This window comes from Vibrio panuliri, assembly GCF_009938205.1.
Taxonomy (GTDB): Bacteria; Pseudomonadota; Gammaproteobacteria; order Enterobacterales; family Vibrionaceae; genus Vibrio; species Vibrio panuliri.
Genome location: NZ_AP019654.1, coordinates 2003405 through 2022350, shown reverse-complemented (window position 1 = coordinate 2022350; position 18946 = coordinate 2003405). Strand labels below are relative to the sequence as shown.

Below are 18946 nucleotides of genomic sequence, written 5' to 3'. Positions count from 1 at the left end.
TAGGAAATAAATTTTATGCAATTACCAATCGATACAAAAGCATCACCCTACAATGATGCATGGAGTGGATTCAAAGGCGTGGAATGGAAGACATCCATTAACGTACGAGAATTTATTCAGCAGAACTACACGCCTTATGAAGGGGATGAGAGTTTCTTAGCTGAGGCCACTGCAGCAACAAAAGCGTTGTGGGAGAAAGTGCTAGTTGGTATCAAGCAAGAAAATGCTACCCACGCACCGATCGATTTTGATACCAACGTCGCGACGACCATTACTGCACACGCACCAGGTTATATCGACAAGTCGCTGGAAACCATCGTAGGTTTACAAACGGATAAACCATTAAAACGTGCACTTCACCCTTACGGTGGGATCAAGATGATCCGCAGCTCGTTTGAAGCTTATGGTAAGGAGATGGATCCTGAGTTTGAACATCTGTTCACGGATATTCGCAAAACGCACAACCAAGGGGTATTTGATGTTTATACGCCAGATATCTTGCGTTGCCGTAAATCAGGTGTCCTAACCGGTTTGCCAGATGGTTATGGACGAGGTCGTATTATCGGTGACTATCGTCGTGTTGCTCTGTACGGTATTGATTACCTCGTTAAAGAGCGCGAATTGCAGTTTGCTTCACTTCAATCGGATCTTGAGTCAGGTCGTGATATCGAAAATGTTATTCGTAGCCGTGAAGAGCTAGCAGAGCATAGACGTGCTTTGTTGCAAATGAAAAAAATGGCCTCCGACTATGGTTATGATATTTCACGTCCTGCGATGAATGGACAAGAAGCTGTGCAGTGGTTGTATTTTGCGTATCTTGCAGCCGTTAAATCGCAAAACGGTGGCGCAATGTCACTAGGCCGAACAGCCACATTCCTCGATATCTACATTGAACGTGATTTGCAAGCGGGCCGACTAACGGAAGTTCAAGCACAAGAGCTGATTGACCATTTCATCATGAAAGTTCGCATGGTGCGTTTCCTACGTACCCCGGAGTTTGACTCTCTTTTTTCAGGCGACCCCATTTGGGCAACGGAAGTTATTGGTGGCATGGGGCTTGATGGCCGAACATTAGTGAGTAAAAACTCATTCCGTTACATTCATACCTTGCATACGATGGGGTCTGCACCTGAGCCAAACCTAACCATTCTTTGGTCTGAACAGCTACCCGTTGGGTTTAAAAACTATGCCGCACAAATGTCTATCGCGACGTCTTCATTGCAATACGAAAATGATGATTTAATGCGAACTGACTTTGACAGCGATGACTATGGTATCGCGTGTTGTGTGAGTCCAATGGTTCTCGGTAAGCAGATGCAGTTCTTTGGTGCCCGTGCCAACTTAGCGAAAACGCTTCTGTACTCAATCAACGGTGGTGTTGATGAAAAGCTAAAAATCCAGGTGGGTCCGAAAACCGCTCCGCTGATGGATGAAGTGCTAGATTACGACATCGTGATGAAGAACCTTGATCAGTTTATGGATTGGTTATCTGTGCAATACATGAGCGCATTAAACCTTATCCACTATATGCACGACAAATACAGCTATGAAGCTTCGTTAATGGCGTTGCATGATCGCGAAGTGTATCGCACCATGGCGTGTGGTTTGGCAGGCTTGTCTGTTGTCGCTGACTCTCTCTCAGCGATCAAATATGCCACAGTTCGCCCAGTGCGCGATGAAGAAGGGTTAGCGATCGACTTTAACATTGAGGGTGATTACCCTAAATTTGGTAACAATGACCCACGTGTTGACGATATCGCTTGTGACCTAGTTGAACGCTTTATGAAAAAGCTTCAAGCGCTACCAACGTATCGCAATGCTGTTCCAACTCAGTCGATTTTAACCATCACTTCCAACGTTGTTTATGGCAAAAAGACGGGCAATACGCCGGATGGTCGCAGCGCAGGTACACCGTTTGCACCAGGGGCTAACCCAATGCATGGTCGCGATCAAAAAGGTGCGGTTGCGTCACTAACCTCAGTGTCTAAACTGCCATTTGCGTTTGCAAAAGATGGTATCTCGTACACCTTCTCTATTGTACCAAATGCACTCGGTAAAGACGGTGTTAACCAGCAGAAGAACCTTGTCGGTTTGATTGATGGCTATTTCCATCATGAAGGAGAAGGGACTGAACATAGAGTTGAAGGGGGTCAACATCTCAACGTCAATGTGCTTAATCGTGAAATGCTGCTCGATGCGGTAGCAAACCCAGATAAGTACCCACAACTTACTATTCGTGTTTCGGGATACGCGGTGCGTTTTAATGCCCTGACCAGCGAACAGCAGCAAGAAGTAATTAGCCGCACCTTCACTAACCAGTTGTAGTGATTTTAACGGCTTAATGAAATAAGCGGATTTCAGCCAAAAGACTGAAATCCGCTTTTTTTATAATCTGTGATAGTTTAATGATAACTTTAAGAAAAGGTATTTAAGCCACAGCCGTTTTCTTTTTACTCGATAACAGATATTCCAAATCATACAGTTTTATTTTATTGAGAACCGTTGTGTGCGATAAGCCAACCTCGTTAGCCACTTTTCTCGCAGAACCGAGCGATATAAGTGATTTTTTTATCATTTCTCGCTCTTGAGTTTCTATCATAGCCTTAATATTGCCATCCGCTGTATTGGTGTTAGTGCAAGTACTAACAGTTAGATTTTTCTCTGTTGGGATTGAAATATCCAACCCTGAAATTTCAGCTTTTTCTGCCAGTAATATACTTCTCAACAAGACATTTTTAAGTTCTCGAATGTTGCCCGGCCATGAATAGTTTGTCAGTACATCAAGAGCGCATGGTAATAGCATGATTTCTTTATTTAATTCGCCAGCGTACTTGTTCGTAAAGTAATCCACGAGTGGAATGATATCATTCGGACGTTCTCTCAATGGCGGGATATTGATTGGAAGAATGTTGACGCGGTAATAAAGATCTTCACGGAACTTTTTCTCTTCAATCAGCTGCTCTAAATTCTGGTTAGTCGCTGCGATAACTCGCACATCGACATACTTTTCGGTCAAGCCACCGACGCGTTTAATCATACCGTCTTGCAGTACACGTAATAATTTACTTTGTAACGAAAGAGAAAGTTCGCCAAATTCATCAAGGAAAATCGTTCCATTGTTTGCGCTTTCAAACAGACCCATTTTGCCGCCTTTGAGCGCACCACTAAATGCACCGCCCTCATAGCCAAACAACTCACTCTCAACCAAAGATTCCGGAATAGCCGCGCAGTTTAGGGCTTCGAACGCACAATCTTTACGATCACTTGCGTCATGAACGGCTCTCGCGATTAGCTCTTTACCGGTACCAGTTTCTCCACGGATAAGAACGGCATATTTACTCTTGGCGATCTTTCTTACCGTATCAAGACAGGCAGACATATTGGCGCTGGCATAAATGATGTCATCGACCCCAGAGCGTGGTTGTCCGTTCTTTAATCTTGGAGACAAAATTTTATTGTAGGTCGGGTTAACGGTACAATCGTTAATAAAAATAATCCCGCCGGTCAATTTTTTATGCTGGAAAACAGGTCGGATTGTACAGTTAATTTTACTATGGTTAGTTCTATTTTGGATGTCCTTTCGACATATGTTGCCTAATAGGAATTCACTAATTTCTTCCCAAATTAAAATAGAGGAAATATGTTCGCCAATAATATCATTTCTCGAGACGCTAAATTGTTTTTCTGCGATCTGATTAAATTGCGTGATCACGCCTTGGTTGGTAAAAATAATATGTCCACAGTTAGCCAGTGACGCTTCAGATATATCGCCTTTAGACGGTGAAATGCTTAGAATGTCATGTAAGCACAGCAGATCGCTGAGTAACTTCTCTAATTCAAAATCGGGTGAGATGTTAAACCTAACAAAAATATTACATGGCGATACTTGAAGAGTGTCTATGTAAATCTTGTATTTTATAAACTCCTCCACAATATCTGAAATCATTGCGGTTCGATCAATTGTTTCAATATTCCATTCGACGCTAAGCATAATAATCACTGCATATCATTTATAATAATCTAACATAAATCATGAATAGCCTTAGTTACATCTAATTTTCATAAATACGATAAATGGTCTAAATTTTCTTGGCATTTCCTCATCAAGTTTGGGGGCTTTGTCGCAAAAAAAGCAACGTGCTCAATCACCTGATATTGGAGTTTTAATGACCACAACTATCTGCATTTTTTGATCATTACGACACTTTTGACTGTGGTATGTGGATGCAGCCTTATAATTAGATAAGCGAGATTTAAGCAGAAATGCTTGAGGATAGATCACAATGGGCTATCAATTATCGTTTTATTAATGCGATTGGATAGGTGAGTAGAAAAAACACAAACATGACTCTTGGTGTGCAGGATAAAATAGGGCGCTGTATGTGCGCCCTTTGATTAGTGTTTGAATTGATTGACTTGCTCGTTAAGACACAGGGCAATTTGCCTTAGATCTTCTGACAAGCGGCGAGATTTGGCGGATTCATCGGAGAGGTGGGTTGAAATATCACTCACTTGCTGAATGTTGACACTGACCTCATCGGTGACGGTTCTCTGTTCAGAAGCGGCATTCGATATCTGGGAGGCCATCTCGGATATTTCTTGGATTGAGAGGGTAATTTTCTCCAACGCGGTGGTTGCGTCATTGGCATCTTCAACACTAGAGGAGGCGAGATCGCGACTTCTTGTCATTGACTCAACCGCAGCGGAACTGTTTTGTTGCAGATTCTCAATCATCTCTCTAATTTCAACTGTTGAGCTGTGTGTTCGTTGCGATAGCACCCGTACTTCATCTGCAACAACGGCAAACCCTCTGCCTTGTTCTCCGGCCCGTGCTGCTTCAATAGCGGCATTAAGGGCTAATAGATTGGTTTGTTCAGAGATATTGCTAATAGTCGAGATGATGGTGTTGATGTCTTGAGCGTTTTTCTCCAGATCTCCGACGGTTTTCGCTGCGCTATCGAGTTGCTGCGCAAGATTGGTAATTGAATCTTGGTTTCGTTTGATGACTCGCTTACCTTGGTCACAATGTTCGGTTGAACTCAACGCGGAGTCTGCAGTATGGCGAGCGTTTGTTGCGACTTCTTCTGCTGCAGCTGACATTTCATGAACCGCAGTCGCGATTTGTGAGACTTCATTTTGCTGCGCAGTTAACGCATCGCTGAGTTGAACAGTTAAGTTGGTACTGATTTCGGACTGGCTGCCGATGTTTTGTGATGAGCCGGCAATGTCTTTTACAATACCTTGTAGCTTGCCAATGAATGCGTTGACCTGATCGGCCAGTTGACCAATTTCGTCTTTGGTGTTCACCTCGATACGTTTGGTTAAATCGCCATTCCCTTGCGCGAGATCCTTCATCGACTCTGTTAGTTGTGTCAGAGGTAGCAGGGCTTTTTTCACAATCATAAATGCGATTGAGGCAATGATCAGTACTTGAACAATACCCATACCTATCGATTGAGCGATGAGCGTGCTATGAGCGGCAAATACATGCTCTTTATCGACCAAAATAGTATAAAACCAGTCAGTATTGGCGACCTTTTGCGAGGTGAGTAATACTTCTCGATTGGCGACAGTTGCGTCAACGAGCACCGAGTTGCGCGCCAGTTCGGCGATTTTCTCTGCGGTTAGTTCGGAGGTGATGTTACTAATGCTCTTCAATGTGAGGCTTTGGTCAGGATGAGCGACAATCATGCCCTTGCTATTGGTGATAAATGCCATGACTCCTGGTTCTTTTAAATCAACAGCATTGTTCACTAAGCGACTTATCTCTACATCGGCAGCGAGAACACCAGATGCTCCGTCAACGGAAAAAGCTTTGGCAATCGTCACCACCAGTTGGTTTGATGAGGCATCCATATACGGTTGTGTCAGATGGGGTCCGTCGCTTTTCTTCGCCTCTATATACCAAGCGCGAGTTTTTGGATTGAACCCCTTTGGAACCTCAACGTCTGCGCCGAGTAAGTAGCGACCATCATCAACGGCGGCGTAGACCACTCTAAACTGGCCTGCTTGCGTCATCATCGCTAAATACGATTCTTCCATGTTCGGGTATTTAAAAGCTTGAGTAGAGACTTCTGCAACATCGATTTTATCACTTATCCATTGCTCCATGCGCAGGGTGCTACTTTCTAACACCGTATTGGCATACTGATTAATGGAACGAGTTGTTTCTTCCGAGATTTGATTTCCTGTAATGGTGGTTTGGATAGCGGTCATTATGGCGATGACTAGAATGAACGCGAGGGTGAGTTTGGCTTTTATGGATAGCTTAGTCATGTGCATCTGCTCAGTGATCGTAAGGGGGCGTTAATCTGCCTGATGGCAGCTCTAAAGCAGTGTGGCTGGTTAATCGGTAAGTGACATTTGATGGAGATGATAACCAGAAGAAATCATGGGGCACCCAAACTATAGGCTGAGGGTAATAGTTTTGAGTGCCCCACGGTTAATTGCTGTCCGACAGGGGGGGAGCCTTGCCGGACATCACTGCGCTGCGATTACTCTTGCGCTGTTAGGGTCTAAACCTATTCAAAGAACTTGAAGAATGGTGAGATCACTAGCAGCAAACCAAATAGCAATACGCATTTTGCCTGTAGACCTTGGAACTTGTGCAGTTTGTTAACTCGGTAAACCAGATAGCATGGGATTAAACACGAAACAATCCCGTACAGTGGACTCGCAATGTGGAAGAAGATAACCACAGAGAAACCGAGAGAAACCCAGAAAGTCAGTAGTGTAACGATAAAGAGATACGTACCAACGCTAAGCATTTGGTGGTTGATTTGATCTTCTGGAATAAAGCGCTGAATAATATTAACCAGAATACCTTTAACCGCCTCTTGGAAACCTAAATAGATACCAAAGAATGCTGTCACCACGGCAGAGACGTTAAGCAAAACTGTCATAATGTGAACCAGTTTGCCTGGGATAACTTTCGCGGCCATCGCTAGGGCTGAAATATTTGAGTTGAATGCTTCAAGTGCTTGTTCGTAGCTAATTGAGAAAGAGAACGAGAAAGAGAAGAAAATGATGATGCTGATTAAGATGATAAAAGAAATACGATGAACACGAATTGCTTTGAAAGTTGCTACTTCTTTATCTTCTTCTCTTTTTCTATAGGCAATATTCATTGGGTTAAGAATTTGGATAAATACTGCAGAGAAGAAAGCAAAAGGTATTGTTAATAGCACATCACGAGAAAAGTCGGCCATACTAGGGAAAGCTTTAATGTTATTGAAGTCCCAGTGAGGAATCATAACAACACCTAGCAGTACGATGATACTGACTTTTACTACCACCATTGGTCCAGAGATCTTAAAGAGTAACTGTTCTCCGCGCGAGGCAATAAATATGAGTGCGGATAGGACAGCAATGGTGTAGAGGACCGATTCCGATAGTACGCTATCTGTTACGCCAAATGTGGTGAGATAGGAGGCACTATCATAAATAATCGCTGTGGAATAAATAAACATGCCGTGTACGAGCATGATGAAATACATTATCCCGAGTGCCATACCCCAGTTTTTACCGAGGTACTGGGAGATGATATTCGAGTAATCCTCGCATAAATCACTTTCAGATAACGTTTTTAGGTAGAGGTTTTGCAACATGTAGGTAGCGGGGTAGGCGATCAAGAAAGCGGCAATAAATACCCAGATCCCTTTGAGTCCGATTTGCACTGGGACGACTACAGTGCCGGCTCCGATAGCCATACCTATGTTTAGTAATATCCAGCCTGCGTCGTAGCCGGTGAGAGGGATTTTTTTGTATTGATGTTTTTCTAATTGACTTGTAGCGGTAATAGAGGACATGAACTACTCCGTATAAACATTAGTAAAATGTACTTGTCTATTTTGTTCTTGTTATGAGTATCCAACTGCCCCCTATTAGGCTGGCATGTTTGCTCGCACTAATAGGGGGACGTTAATCGAGTTTAGAAAATTGCTTTCTTAAACGCTTGATCAAGGTCGGCGATGATATCCTCTGCGTCTTCAAGACCAACAGAGATTCGAACTAGGCCATCAGCAATACCTGCTGCCATTCTTTGCTCTGGTGACATAGGAGAGTGAGTCATTGATGCAGGGTGTTGAATCAAAGTCTCAGTGTCGCCAAGGCTAACCGCTAGCATACAAAGCTCAACAGAGTTCATCAGTGTTTGACCAGCTTCAACGCCGCCATTAATCTCAAAACTGATCACGCCACCAAAGTTAGACATTTGCTTCTTCGCTAGCTCGTGATTTTTGTGAGTTGCTAAACCAGGGTAGTAAACCTTAGTCACAGCTGGGTGTTGTTCTAAGAACTCAGCAACCTTCATTGCATTTGAGCAGTGACGTTCCATACGAACAGCTAAGGTTTTCAAACCGCGTAGTGTTAGCCATGCGTTGAATGGGCTAATAACACCACCAGTGATATCTTTCACACCAACTAGACGAGCTTGATTGATGAAGTCTTGCTTACCAACGATAACCCCAGCAACCACGTCGCCGTGACCATTGATGTACTTAGTTAAGCTGTGTACTACGATATCAGCACCCAGTTTGAGAGGGTTCTGGCAGTAAGGAGACATAAATGTGTTATCTACTACTAGCAAAGCGCCGTTTTCATGCGCAAGTTTTGCACACGCTTCGATGTCCATGATAGACAGTGTTGGGTTTGCTGGTGTTTCAATGTAAATAACTTTAGTATTTGGTTTGATTGCTTCTTTGATATTTGCAACAACAGATGCATCAACGAAATCTACGTCAATACCAAACTTAGGCAAGCTGTGTGATAGCAATGCGTGAGTACAACCGTAGATTGCACCAGAAGATACAATATGGTCACCTTGGCCACAAAGAGTCAGTAGCGTAGTCGAGATTGCCGAGATACCAGACGCAGTAGCAAGTGCTGCTTCGCCGTCTTCTAGCACTGCTAGTTTTTCTTCCAATGCAGCTTGGGTTGGGTTACCGATACGAGTATAAATATAACCAGGCTCTTCTAATGCGAAACGCGCTGCACCTTGTTGTGCGCTATCAAAAACAAACGTAGAGGTTTGTACAATTGGAGTAGCAAGTGCGCCTGAAGTCTCATCAGGGTGTTGACCAGCGTGAATGATTTTAGTGTTGTAGCCTTTGTTATGTAGGTTCATCTTTTGTTTCCTATTATTTTATTGAATTCCCTTATTAGATAGCAACGAGCGTGCCAACTTTTAAGTTATTGATTTATAAGGGATTTGGCTATAATTTAATGGAAATAATAGCACCAGCGTGTAAATAAAGTTTACAGAACTATTGAAAAATCTAGCAAGGTGTGATCTGGAGCAAAAAACCGCAAAGAGCGTGAGTGGGATGGAATCTGTTAACCCAGTCACAGTATAGGCTTGCGCCCTAACTGACGTATTTTTAGCCCCCCTCATTTTTCATTAAGACAGGCTTTCTCTCTGTTTGACTTAACCTTCCATTATGGCGGTTTTCAATGAACGCCGATATCTCGCGACTCAGTTCAGCTTTGGTTGCTATTGATTGATGACTCAATGTAGGAAAATTCGCACGTATTTCGGTTGTTTTTGTAGTGTCCAATTCCTCATTGTTTTGGGATAATCGCGCGCAAATTCAGTGGCTTAAGGAATGCTTGAAATGAAAAAAATAATAATAATGTTGGGTCTATTGTCGTTATCAGGATGTAGTGTCATCGATAACAACACACGAGATGATTACTCAATTCAAAGAAAAGCAGCATTTGCACTAGGTACTAGCGCAGATCAAGTCAAAATTGAGCACAGAACTGCTGACCTTATGAAAGTGGAGTTCGATGCAATCTATAAAAAGAGACGATTCCAATGTTACTACACTGGTGGTGTGGTTGTGACCAGTGACGCGGTATGCTCACCTACCGATGGTAAGGGAATGCCGACGGGCGCAAGTTGTAATGGTTTGATGAAAGCTGCGGGTAAATGTTAATGGCTGAGTTTAAAGTATTTAAAGGTAAGCTTGATGGCTTAGGTCAAAGTGAACTTAGCAAATTTGGTCAAAAGTATAGCTACATCAAACTTCTCGATGGCGATGACAATTTCCACATGGTTAAAAATATCGCTACTTTCAATACCACCAATTCATTTCTTAAGTTGGGTAGTGACGTTGAGCTTTACACGTATTGTGATGCGGGAGAGAAGGTAATCCTTGGCTTAGTCGCAGATGGTAAACGAGTGGTTGATATGGAAGATATCAATCAAGCCTTGAGTGGGATGGAAAAAAGCTTTAGAAAAATGCTGATATGGGGTGTTATCCCTAGTCTCTTCCTGTCTTTTATTTTTATCGGCATACCATTACTAGCCGTGATGTCATATATGTGTTGGAAAATTCATAAAATAATGAAAGTACTAAATAAAGACACAGTCAAAGCATTTCTTACCGAGAATGGATTTAACGTTTAATAGCAAACTATGTTAGCTACCTAATGTAGGAAGGGTTGGCTTTAAGCCAACCCTTTTTGTTTGCACAAGTATCTCACCTAATCGTTCTAATTCAGTGGTTACTTACTTTTGGCCAATTGAGCCACTACGATAACCGCTAAAGCGACGAGGTTGGCGGCAAAGATAACCACTAACCATTGCGGCATAGACAGCGTTAGGAACTGCCATACGATTTTTGAGCAGTCGCCATAAGCTTCAAACATCCAAGGTGCCCATTGATTGAGCGGAGCCCAGTCAGGGAACTGGACAAATAGATCACAAGTGGCAAATGGAGAGGGGTTAAACTGGTAATCGACATGTTGCAATGAGAGCTCTAAGCCGCGATAAGCACTGTAACCCCATGCGCCTAAACCAATCCAGCGAATGATAAGGTTTTGCGGTGCTATCAAACCGATAATCGCCGCTCCCGCAATCCCCATCATCGCGACGCGTTCGTATATACACATAACGCAGGGTGGCAACTCCATCACGTGTTGGAAAAATAGGGCACAAGTTTCAAAGAAGACGATGAAGCCAAGTAAGATAGCCCATGAAAGACGGCTTTGCGAAAAGCTTTTTAGTGTTGCTAGAAAGTTCAAAATTCGGTCCTTGTTCAGAAATAAAAAAAGCTCTGACTATTCAGAGCTTTTTATCTTGGATTAGTTTCCTAATCAAGTAGAAATATTAGTGTCCACCTGAAACGGCTTCGACTGCCGCGCCAACATGGTGGCTAATCCAGCCTGCATCATAGAACCAAGCTGTCATTGGCTCTAGGAAGAACACAATACCCGCTAAACCCACGACAGAAAGGACGATAGTGTATGGCAGAGCCATGATCACCATGCGACCGTAGGATAGGCGAATAAGCGGTGCAAGTGCTGAAGTTAGCAGGAACAAGAATGCCGCTTGACCGTTAGGAGTGGCGACTGAAGGTAGGTTAGTACCCGTGTTAATTGCCACCGCTAGCAAGTCGAACTGATCGCGTGTGATCACGCCATCAATGAGGGCTGATTTAACTTCGTTAATGTAAACAGTACCAACGAACACGTTATCCGATACCATCGACAACAGGCCATTTGCAACGTAGAACATCGCCAATTGCATGCCTTTATCTTCTACCGCTAGTACCGCGTCAATAACCGGCTTAAATAGCTCTTGGTCAATGATTACAGCGACGATAGCAAAGAATACAGAGAGAAGGGCTGTAAACGGTAACGCCTCTTCAAATGCTTTGCCCATCGAGTGCTCTTCGATCACACCCGTAAACGCAGTCGCAAGGATAATAACCGACAGGCCAATTAGACCAACAGCTGCTAAGTGAAGTGCAAGTGCTGCGATAAGCCATACTGCAATCGCGCCTTGGATCCATAGTTTAGCTACGTCTTGATTGGTGCGACTTTTACGCTCTTCAGTGTCGAACTCAACAAGGATTTGACGCACGGTGTCAGGGAGTTCTGCGCCATAGCCAAATACTTTAAACTTCTCCACCAACATACAAGTCATCATACCGCAGATGAATACAGGTAAGGTGACCGGTGCCATACGGAGTAAGAACTCACCAAACAGCCAACCAGCTTGGTCTGCAATGATAAGGTTTTGCGGTTCACCAACCATAGTTGTTACGCCACCTAGCGCAGTACCTACACCCGCGTGCATGAGAAGTGAACGTAGGAACGCTCGGTAGTTCTCTAAGTCATCACGAGTCAGTTCAGAGATGGTTTCGTCGTTGTTGTGGTCATGATCGCCGATTGGGTTGCCAGATGCCACTTTGTGGTAGATCGCATAGAAACCTACCGCCACGCTGATAACAACCGCGATAACCGTTAATGCGTCTAGGAACGCAGAAAGGAATGCTGCCGCAAAACAGAATGCCATCGAAAGCAGAACTTTAGAGCGGATGCCAAGCAGGATTTTGGTAAAAATAAACAGCAACAGCTGTTTCATAAAGTAGATGCCAGCGACCATAAACACCAGCAACAATAGCACTTCGATGTTGGCTACAAGCTCATGCTTAACTTGGCCGGGAGTCGTCATACCGATAGCAATAGCTTCGATTGCTAAAAGACCACCAGGCTGAAGTGGATAACACTTTAGTGCCATCGCTAGAGTGAAAATGAATTCAGCGACTAACAACCAGCCCGCTACGAATGGGTCAACCAAGAAGAAAACAATTGGGTTGATGATGAGAAAAGCGATGATTAAGACTTTGTACCAGTCTGGCGCCTTACCAAGAAAATTCTTGATAAACGCATTTCCAAGAGACATTGGCATAATACAACTACTCTATTTATTGTTACTACTAAACACTGCTTGCGTATGAAATCCTTATATCGGAAAAATGAATAAATATCCGAATCAACAGTAACTCAGTAAAACAACATTCCGTAATTGTCATGCGCTTTGCCAAGTCACTCCTTGAGAATGACAAGCACTCCTTTATATCTTTGCTCGCTACTCTACTATCCAGCACCATAGAGTCAATGAATAACGCTCTATTGATAAAAGACTTGGTGCTTTTCTCCTCAAAACGCGATCAAAGTTACGTAAACATAACATAAGAGTTGTAAAAAGTTCCATTTTGATTCTCATACAAAGCGAAAGCGAAGAATAAAACAATTATCTGTTACATTTCTGGTACAATGAGCCTACAAAAGTTGTGTGTTTTGGAAAATAAGATTGCTTGTTTGATAGCGCAATGACGGGAACTTTGATTGCAAAAACGGTTTGGTTTTTGTGTTTTTTGAGGCTTTTTTTGCTCTGGTTACCCCCATCTATTTAAGAATAAAATTAGTGTTATTACTCTATTTTTATTTTGCGAGAAGTTTACTATCAGTTTGTTTCCGATAGGTAATAAGTAGTGGTATGATGAGTGATTCTGAACCCGTATATAATACAATATTGGACGCAATTTAATGGTCATAAAGGCAAAGAGCCCTGCAGGATTTGCAGAAAAATACATTATTGAGAGTATTTGGAAAGGGCGCTTCCCTCCAGGTTCTATTCTTCCTGCTGAGCGTGAGCTTTCTGAGCTTATCGGTGTGACGCGTACGACATTACGTGAAGTACTTCAACGTTTGGCACGAGATGGCTGGCTGACTATTCAGCATGGAAAGCCAACCAAGGTTAATCAATTTATGGAAACATCTGGTTTACATATTCTTGATACCTTAATGACACTTGATGCAGATAACGCGACTTCTATCGTTGAAGATTTGCTTGCAGCACGTACAAATATCAGTCCGATTTTTATGCGCTATGCATTTAAAGCAAATAAAGAGAACTCAGAGCGAACAATCAAAAATGTGATCGATTCGTGTGAATCGCTGCAAAATTCTGATTCGTGGGATCACTTTATGCAGTCTTCACCATATGCTGAGAAGATTACCCAGCAAATTAAAGATGATGGTGAGAAAGATCCGATTAAACGCGAAGAGATTTTGATCGCAAAAACGTTTAATTTCTACGACTACATGTTGTTCCAACGTTTGGCGTTTCATTCAGGTAATCAGATCTACGGTCTTATTTTTAATGGTTTGCGTAAGTTGTACGATCGCGTTGGTAGTTACTACTTCTCTAATCCTGAAGCGCGAGAATTAGCGCTGCAGTTCTACCGTGACCTTTTAGAAGTGTGTGAATCAGGCAACCGTGAAAGCATCCCTGTGTTGGTACGCCACTACGGTATTGAGAGTGGACAAATTTGGCAGCAAATGAAAACAACCCTGCCAACCAACTTTACCGAAGATGATAGCTAACTGAGTTGAGTCATTGCCGAATATTAGAAAAACGCCTATCACAAGATAGGCGTTTTTTTCCGTTTAAAGTTCGATGGTGACGTTACTTTCGATGGTTGATGAACAAGCGAGCACATAACCTTGGGCGATTTCTTCTTCACTCAATGGTGAATGGTTGCTGCTCTCTACCTGTCCAACCTTCACTTTACACTTGCAAGAACCACAGATCCCACTGCGGCAAGCGATAATAATAGGAACACCACCTTGCTCAAGTGCGTCAGCAAGCACCGTCCCTTTACTCACTTGCAGGTTTTGACCAAATGCGGGCAGTTCGATGCTTACTGAGTCGGAGCTTGCCGATGTATCTTCAATCGTTTCGGATTCAGTAGGCGTAAAACTTTCTTGATGAAAGTTTGCCATGTCAAAATCAAGCCGTTCAAGATAACTCACTACATCGAGCATAAACTGACTCGGTCCGCACAAGTAAACCGTGCGTGTGGCGAAGTCCGGAACCAAGGTCTCAAGCAACTCAGCGGTTAAGCGGCCTTGCGGATATCCACTCGACTGTGCGTCTTTCAATAGCAGTTTAAGATCGAACATCTGTTCCTGCTGATGCATTTTTTCCAGTTGCTCAAAGTAGATGGTTTGCTCGATATTGCGGGCAATATGGAGAAAACAGATATCAACACCGTCTGATTGTGCCAGCCAAGACCTTGCCATCGAGAAGACTGGGGTAATCCCACAGCCTGCACTAATCAGCAGTACTTTTTTTTGACCATCAATACTTTGTGGTGGGTAATCGATGTTGTTGAATTCTCCAGCAACAGGTAAGCATTCTAAGCTGTCGCCAATCGTCAGGTGGTCAACCATATAATTCGACACTTTACCACCGTCGACGCGTTTGATAGTCAGTTGCAGTGACTGCTCATTAGGGAGTGAACTGATCGAATAAGCGCGATATTCAGCTTTGCCCTCAACCTCGACACCGATGGTGACAAACTGACCAGGCTTGAATTTGAATGGGGAAGGATTCTCTGCGCTGAGGAGAATCGAAACGCAGTCCTTAGTTTCAAACCACTTATCAATACAACGAAGTGTCGCTGGCAGGCTTTGCTGTTGATGAGCAGCATTGATGGAAGTAGACATGGTATATCTCAGAATCAGGTAGCAAGATCCTCTGCCATTTGTCCGCGAGTGACTATGGCAGAGGAGTATGATTAGCCTAGGATGGCTTGCATATCACTTTCGACATCGCTAATTGCGCGCATGTCGAACTTCTCTTGAATAATTGCCAGTAGGTTATCGGTCAAGAAAGCAGGTGCAGTTGGACCTGTGTAGATGCCTTTGACACCCAAAGCGAACAGCGTCAATAGAATCACAATCGCTTTTTGCTCAAACCAAGACAGTACTAATGTCAGTGGCAGTTCATTGATATCGCAATCGAACTCTTTTGCTAGTGCTAACGCCAGTTGAATTGCTGAGTAGGCATCATTACATTGGCCAACATCAAGCAGACGAGGGATGCCATTGATGTCACCAAACTGATTTTTGTTAAAACGGAATTTACCGCAGGCCAGCGTCAAGATCAGCGTATCTTCTGGCGCATTCGCAGTGAAGTCTGTGTAGTAACTACGCTCAGCTTTATCACCGTCACAGCCACCAACTAGGAAGAAATGACGGATATTGCCTTGTTTCACTTGGTCTATGACCGCAGGAGCGGCGTTCATCAGAGCATTGCGACCAAAGCCGACAGTGATCATCTGTTCGATTTCATCGTGCTGAAAACCAGGTTGAGCGAGCGCTGCGTCGATAGCGGCAGAGAAATCGTCGCCTTCAATGTGACTGACACCAGGCCAACCCACGATACTGCGAGTGAATAAGCGATCGGCGTACTGACCAACATTTGGGTTGAGCAGGCAGTTTGATGTCATCACGATTGCGCCAGGGAAATTGGCAAATTCTTTCTGCTGGTTTTGCCAAGCGCTGCCGTAGTTGCCCACCAGATGTGGGTACTTGTTGAGTTCTGGATAGCCGTGCGCTGGCAGCATCTCACCATTGGTGTAAACATTGATGCCTTTGCCTTCGGTTTGCTGCAGGATTTTTTCCAAATCATGTAAGTCGTGACCAGAAACCAAGATACATTTACCTTTTACTGGTTTTACATTTACTGCGGTCGGCGCTGGGTGACCAAAAGTGGTCGTTTCGCCAAGGTCGAGCATCTCCATCACTTTGTAGTTCATTAAGCCAATTTCCATAGAACATTCAAGCAATGCATTGAGGTCTGTTGGCTCGGTACCCAGCCATGCCATGATTTTGTGGAACTGTCCATGGATCTCAGCGTCGGTTTGTCCAAGTACGCGGGCATGCTCCATATAGGCCGCAGCGCCTTTCAAACCATATAGACATAGCAGGCGAAGACCCATTACATCTTCATTGACCGCATCTTTACCGCGGTTGACCGCTGCTTGTGGAGCAAATGCCAATACTTCTTGAGCCGTGGCTGGAAGCTCAAATTCAGCGACTTGAGGGGCAGCCTCAAGCGTGACATTGTTGAGTGTCGCTGCGGCGAAAGTTTGTTGTTTTAGCTGTGCTTTATAGGTTGCAGCTTGCTGAGTGAACTCAAGAATACGCTCAGGATCGAAGTTAACATTGGTGAGAGTTGCAAAGAACGCGCGTGGCGCCCAATTGTCGATCTCTGTATCGATGATCTCAAACTCTCGAGCCTGTTGTGCCCAGTAAGAAACGCCTTGTAGTGTGTAAACTAGAACGTCTTGTAAGTCAGACACTTCCGATGTTTTACCACACATCCCTTGCGTGAATGAACAGCCTTTAATGGTTGGGGTTTGAATTGTCTGCTCACATTGAATACAGAACATAGTGATTCTCCAGTTTACTCTTAGTCGTTATCTTGCGTCCTTGGTCTCCCTTGTTGCGATCAACGCTAGGGAGCCTAAGTAAGGCAATGTTGTTTTAATAACGCTGTAAGAGCACGGAGCGTGCCAACTGTTATCTAATTGATTTTATTGGATATTAGTTCGATATTGTCACATGGGTGTTGTAATAAGCACATCGAGTTTGATGTATTTATTACAACGTGAGTCTTACTTAGCGGTTTATTGAATGCCAAGTTTTTTGCCCATTCGATAGAGGTTTCCGCGATCCATTTGAAGAAAATCAGCTGCTTGTGCCCATGTTTTGTTCGAACACTCCAATGCATGTGTGATCAAATCCTTTTGATATAACTCGACGAGCGTACGCATTGGTTGGCTGTCGAGCGGGAAATATCGAGATGTATTTTTAACATCATCTGACGGTTTAATATCATCAAAGTGATGCAGTTGAATCGTCATTTGCTCGTGTTGAATGGCATGCAAAGCCGCGCGGGTTAAGCTATGTTCAAGTTGTCGGATGTTACCCTGCCAGTCTTGGCTCTCTAGTACTTGCAGTGCCTTTGGATGGACATGTAAGTTAGGTGCATTAAATTGGGTGCGCATTTTCTCCAGCAGATAGCCAGAGAGCACCGCAATATCACCCTCTCTCTCCCTTAGCGGCGGGACATAAATCGGAAAGACGTTGAGTCGGTGAAACAGGTCGGCACGAAAGCGTCCCTGTTCGACCTCTTCTTCGAGCTTACGGTTGGTGGCTGCGATAATTCGCACATTGACAGTCAGGTGTTGATCACTACCAACGCGCTGCAACTCGCCTTGCTGTATCACTCGCAGCAACTTGGCTTGCAATATCAGTGGTAATTCGCCAATTTCATCGAGGAAAATCGTACCACCATCCGCCAGTTCAAATTTGCCGGAGCGATGGCTGTTAGCACCAGTAAATGCTCCTTTGACATGGCCGAACAGTTCACTTTCTGCTAGCCCTTCAGGCAAGGCTGCGCAGTTAACATAGATCATGGGTTTATCCGCGCGATGAGATTGTGCGTGGAGATTATGCGCGACCAACTCTTTCCCTGTTCCTGTTTCTCCAGATACCAGCACGGCGAAATCTGATTTAGCGACAGTAGCAATATTCTGTTTGAGCTTTTCAAACTGTGGGCTAAATCCGACCATTTCGCCTTGTTGAGTTCGTGCTTGCTGGATAAGGGTCTGGGTGACGGAGCGATGCTTACGGTTTTGTGCTTTTAGCGCTTTGAGCTGAGCAATATTGCGCAGGGTTGCCGCAGTCAAGGCGGTAAAGGTATCGACCATCATGGTGTCTAAGTCGTCAAACGCGCCGACATTGAGTGCATCCATAGTGAGTACGCCCACCAACTGCCCTTCGACATAGAGGCTACAACCCAGACAGTCGTGTACGTCGATAGTTTGATCAGCCGTGAGCATCACGCCATCAAAAGGGTCGGGCAACGGGCAGTTGGCATCGAAACGAACCGGTGAGCGACTTTGCATAATTTGTTGCAGGCGTGGGTGAGCGCTTGGGAAAAAACGTCGACCTAATATTGAGTGAGAGACGCCTTTAACAGCGACGGGTGTTAAGAATCCTTGCTCATCAAGAATAAATAGGGCGGCAGCATCACAAGGGAATACTTGGCTAATGCCTTCGACAATGTGTTGATATTGCTCTTCACTCGCAAGGCTAGTGCTGAGATTAAGGGCGATATCGAGTAAGGTTTGCTCAACGTTGACTGTCATGTCCATGCTTATTATTGATGAAAGAGTCAACATGCTAACAGTGTGATGTAAAAAGTACATCGCCACAGTGAGGGGAATGGTGTACGTTTGACAGAGATCAAAATCAAAAAAGCCCCACCGGGGTGAGGCTAGGTAATCAACGGAAGTGA

General features: G+C 44.0%; 13 protein-coding genes. 4 read left to right on the top strand and 9 right to left on the bottom strand.

From position 1 onward, the window contains the following. The first annotated feature begins 15 nt into the window (after positions 1 to 15). Entirely contained in the window at positions 16 to 2325 is a 2310-nt protein-coding gene (gene pflB, locus GZK95_RS09170; RefSeq protein ID WP_075714024.1) for a formate C-acetyltransferase, read from the top strand. 103 nt (positions 2326 to 2428) lie between these two features. Here the strand turns inward: pflB and GZK95_RS09165 are convergent, their stop codons facing one another. From GZK95_RS09165 to megL, 4 genes are all read right to left on the bottom strand, one after another. Next, positions 2429 to 3991, bottom strand: coding sequence for a sigma-54 interaction domain-containing protein (locus GZK95_RS09165; RefSeq protein ID WP_075708629.1), 1563 nt, complete (start codon positions 3989 to 3991; stop codon positions 2429 to 2431). 404 nt (positions 3992 to 4395) lie between these two features. Continuing rightward, positions 4396 to 6276: a methyl-accepting chemotaxis protein gene (locus GZK95_RS09160; protein WP_075713879.1), complete on the bottom strand. Its 1881-nt coding sequence runs from the start codon at positions 6274 to 6276 to the stop codon at positions 4396 to 4398. A gap of 245 nt (positions 6277 to 6521) precedes the next feature. Then, positions 6522 to 7808, bottom strand: a complete 1287-nt coding sequence (locus GZK95_RS09155) for an amino acid permease (RefSeq protein WP_075713877.1) — start codon at positions 7806 to 7808, stop codon at positions 6522 to 6524. Between the two features lie 122 nt (positions 7809 to 7930). Continuing rightward, positions 7931 to 9124 carry a methionine gamma-lyase gene (gene megL, locus GZK95_RS09150; protein ID WP_075707963.1) on the bottom strand — a complete coding sequence of 398 codons (1194 nt, stop codon included), beginning with the start codon at positions 9122 to 9124 and terminating at the stop codon, positions 7931 to 7933. Positions 9125 to 9611: 487 nt separating this feature from the next. Between megL and GZK95_RS09145 the strand changes: the two genes are divergently transcribed. Together GZK95_RS09145 and GZK95_RS09140 are read left to right on the top strand one after the other, a co-directional pair. Further along, positions 9612 to 9935, top strand: a complete 324-nt coding sequence (locus GZK95_RS09145; protein ID WP_075714014.1) for a hypothetical protein — start codon at positions 9612 to 9614, stop codon at positions 9933 to 9935. After that, the gene (locus GZK95_RS09140) at positions 9935 to 10408 is read left to right on the top strand and encodes a hypothetical protein (protein WP_139315030.1); all 474 of its coding nucleotides are present in this window, start codon (positions 9935 to 9937) and stop codon (positions 10406 to 10408) included. The genes GZK95_RS09145 and GZK95_RS09140 overlap by 1 nt, the downstream gene beginning before the upstream one ends. 98 nt (positions 10409 to 10506) lie before the next feature. Here the strand turns inward: GZK95_RS09140 and dsbB are convergent, their stop codons facing one another. Together dsbB and nhaB are read right to left on the bottom strand one after the other, a co-directional pair. Next, on the bottom strand, positions 10507 to 11025 hold the full coding sequence (gene dsbB, locus GZK95_RS09135; RefSeq protein WP_075707961.1) for a disulfide bond formation protein DsbB: 519 nt from the start codon (positions 11023 to 11025) through the stop codon (positions 10507 to 10509). Between the two features lie 85 nt (positions 11026 to 11110). Further along, entirely contained in the window at positions 11111 to 12697 is a 1587-nt protein-coding gene (gene nhaB, locus GZK95_RS09130; RefSeq protein WP_075714010.1) for a Na(+)/H(+) antiporter NhaB, read from the bottom strand. 641 nt (positions 12698 to 13338) lie between these two features. Here nhaB and fadR point away from each other — a divergent pair. Further along, positions 13339 to 14178 (top strand): fatty acid metabolism transcriptional regulator FadR, encoded by an 840-nt coding sequence (gene fadR, locus GZK95_RS09125; RefSeq protein WP_075707957.1) that lies wholly within the window; start codon positions 13339 to 13341, stop codon positions 14176 to 14178. Positions 14179 to 14241: 63 nt separating this feature from the next. On the opposite strand, the gene GZK95_RS09120 is transcribed toward fadR, so the two are convergent. The 3 genes from GZK95_RS09120 to norR form a co-directional block, all read right to left on the bottom strand. Next, the gene (locus tag GZK95_RS09120; RefSeq protein ID WP_075715655.1) at positions 14242 to 15303 is read right to left on the bottom strand and encodes a hybrid-cluster NAD(P)-dependent oxidoreductase; all 1062 of its coding nucleotides are present in this window, start codon (positions 15301 to 15303) and stop codon (positions 14242 to 14244) included. Between the two features lie 71 nt (positions 15304 to 15374). Then, a complete protein-coding gene (gene hcp / locus GZK95_RS09115) occupies positions 15375 to 17033 on the bottom strand; it encodes a hydroxylamine reductase (protein ID WP_075715656.1) in 1659 nt (552 codons plus the stop codon). Positions 17034 to 17270: 237 nt separating this feature from the next. Then, the gene (gene norR, locus GZK95_RS09110; RefSeq protein ID WP_075707951.1) at positions 17271 to 18797 is read right to left on the bottom strand and encodes a nitric oxide reductase transcriptional regulator NorR; all 1527 of its coding nucleotides are present in this window, start codon (positions 18795 to 18797) and stop codon (positions 17271 to 17273) included. Positions 18798 to 18946: the final 149 nt, after the last annotated feature.

Coding starts and splice junctions, on each gene's coding strand:
- pflB (WP_075714024.1), top strand. CDS start 16: ATGCAATTACCAATCGATACAAAAGCATCACCCTACAATGATGCATGG.
- GZK95_RS09165 (WP_075708629.1), bottom strand. CDS start 3,991: ATGCTTAGCGTCGAATGGAATATTGAAACAATTGATCGAACCGCAATG.
- GZK95_RS09160 (WP_075713879.1), bottom strand. CDS start 6,276: ATGACTAAGCTATCCATAAAAGCCAAACTCACCCTCGCGTTCATTCTA.
- GZK95_RS09155 (WP_075713877.1), bottom strand. CDS start 7,808: ATGTCCTCTATTACCGCTACAAGTCAATTAGAAAAACATCAATACAAA.
- megL (WP_075707963.1), bottom strand. CDS start 9,124: ATGAACCTACATAACAAAGGCTACAACACTAAAATCATTCACGCTGGT.
- GZK95_RS09145 (WP_075714014.1), top strand. CDS start 9,612: ATGAAAAAAATAATAATAATGTTGGGTCTATTGTCGTTATCAGGATGT.
- GZK95_RS09140 (WP_139315030.1), top strand. CDS start 9,935: ATGGCTGAGTTTAAAGTATTTAAAGGTAAGCTTGATGGCTTAGGTCAA.
- nhaB (WP_075714010.1), bottom strand. CDS start 12,697: ATGCCAATGTCTCTTGGAAATGCGTTTATCAAGAATTTTCTTGGTAAG.
- fadR (WP_075707957.1), top strand. CDS start 13,339: ATGGTCATAAAGGCAAAGAGCCCTGCAGGATTTGCAGAAAAATACATT.
- GZK95_RS09120 (WP_075715655.1), bottom strand. CDS start 15,303: ATGTCTACTTCCATCAATGCTGCTCATCAACAGCAAAGCCTGCCAGCG.
- hcp (WP_075715656.1), bottom strand. CDS start 17,033: ATGTTCTGTATTCAATGTGAGCAGACAATTCAAACCCCAACCATTAAA.
- norR (WP_075707951.1), bottom strand. CDS start 18,797: ATGACAGTCAACGTTGAGCAAACCTTACTCGATATCGCCCTTAATCTC.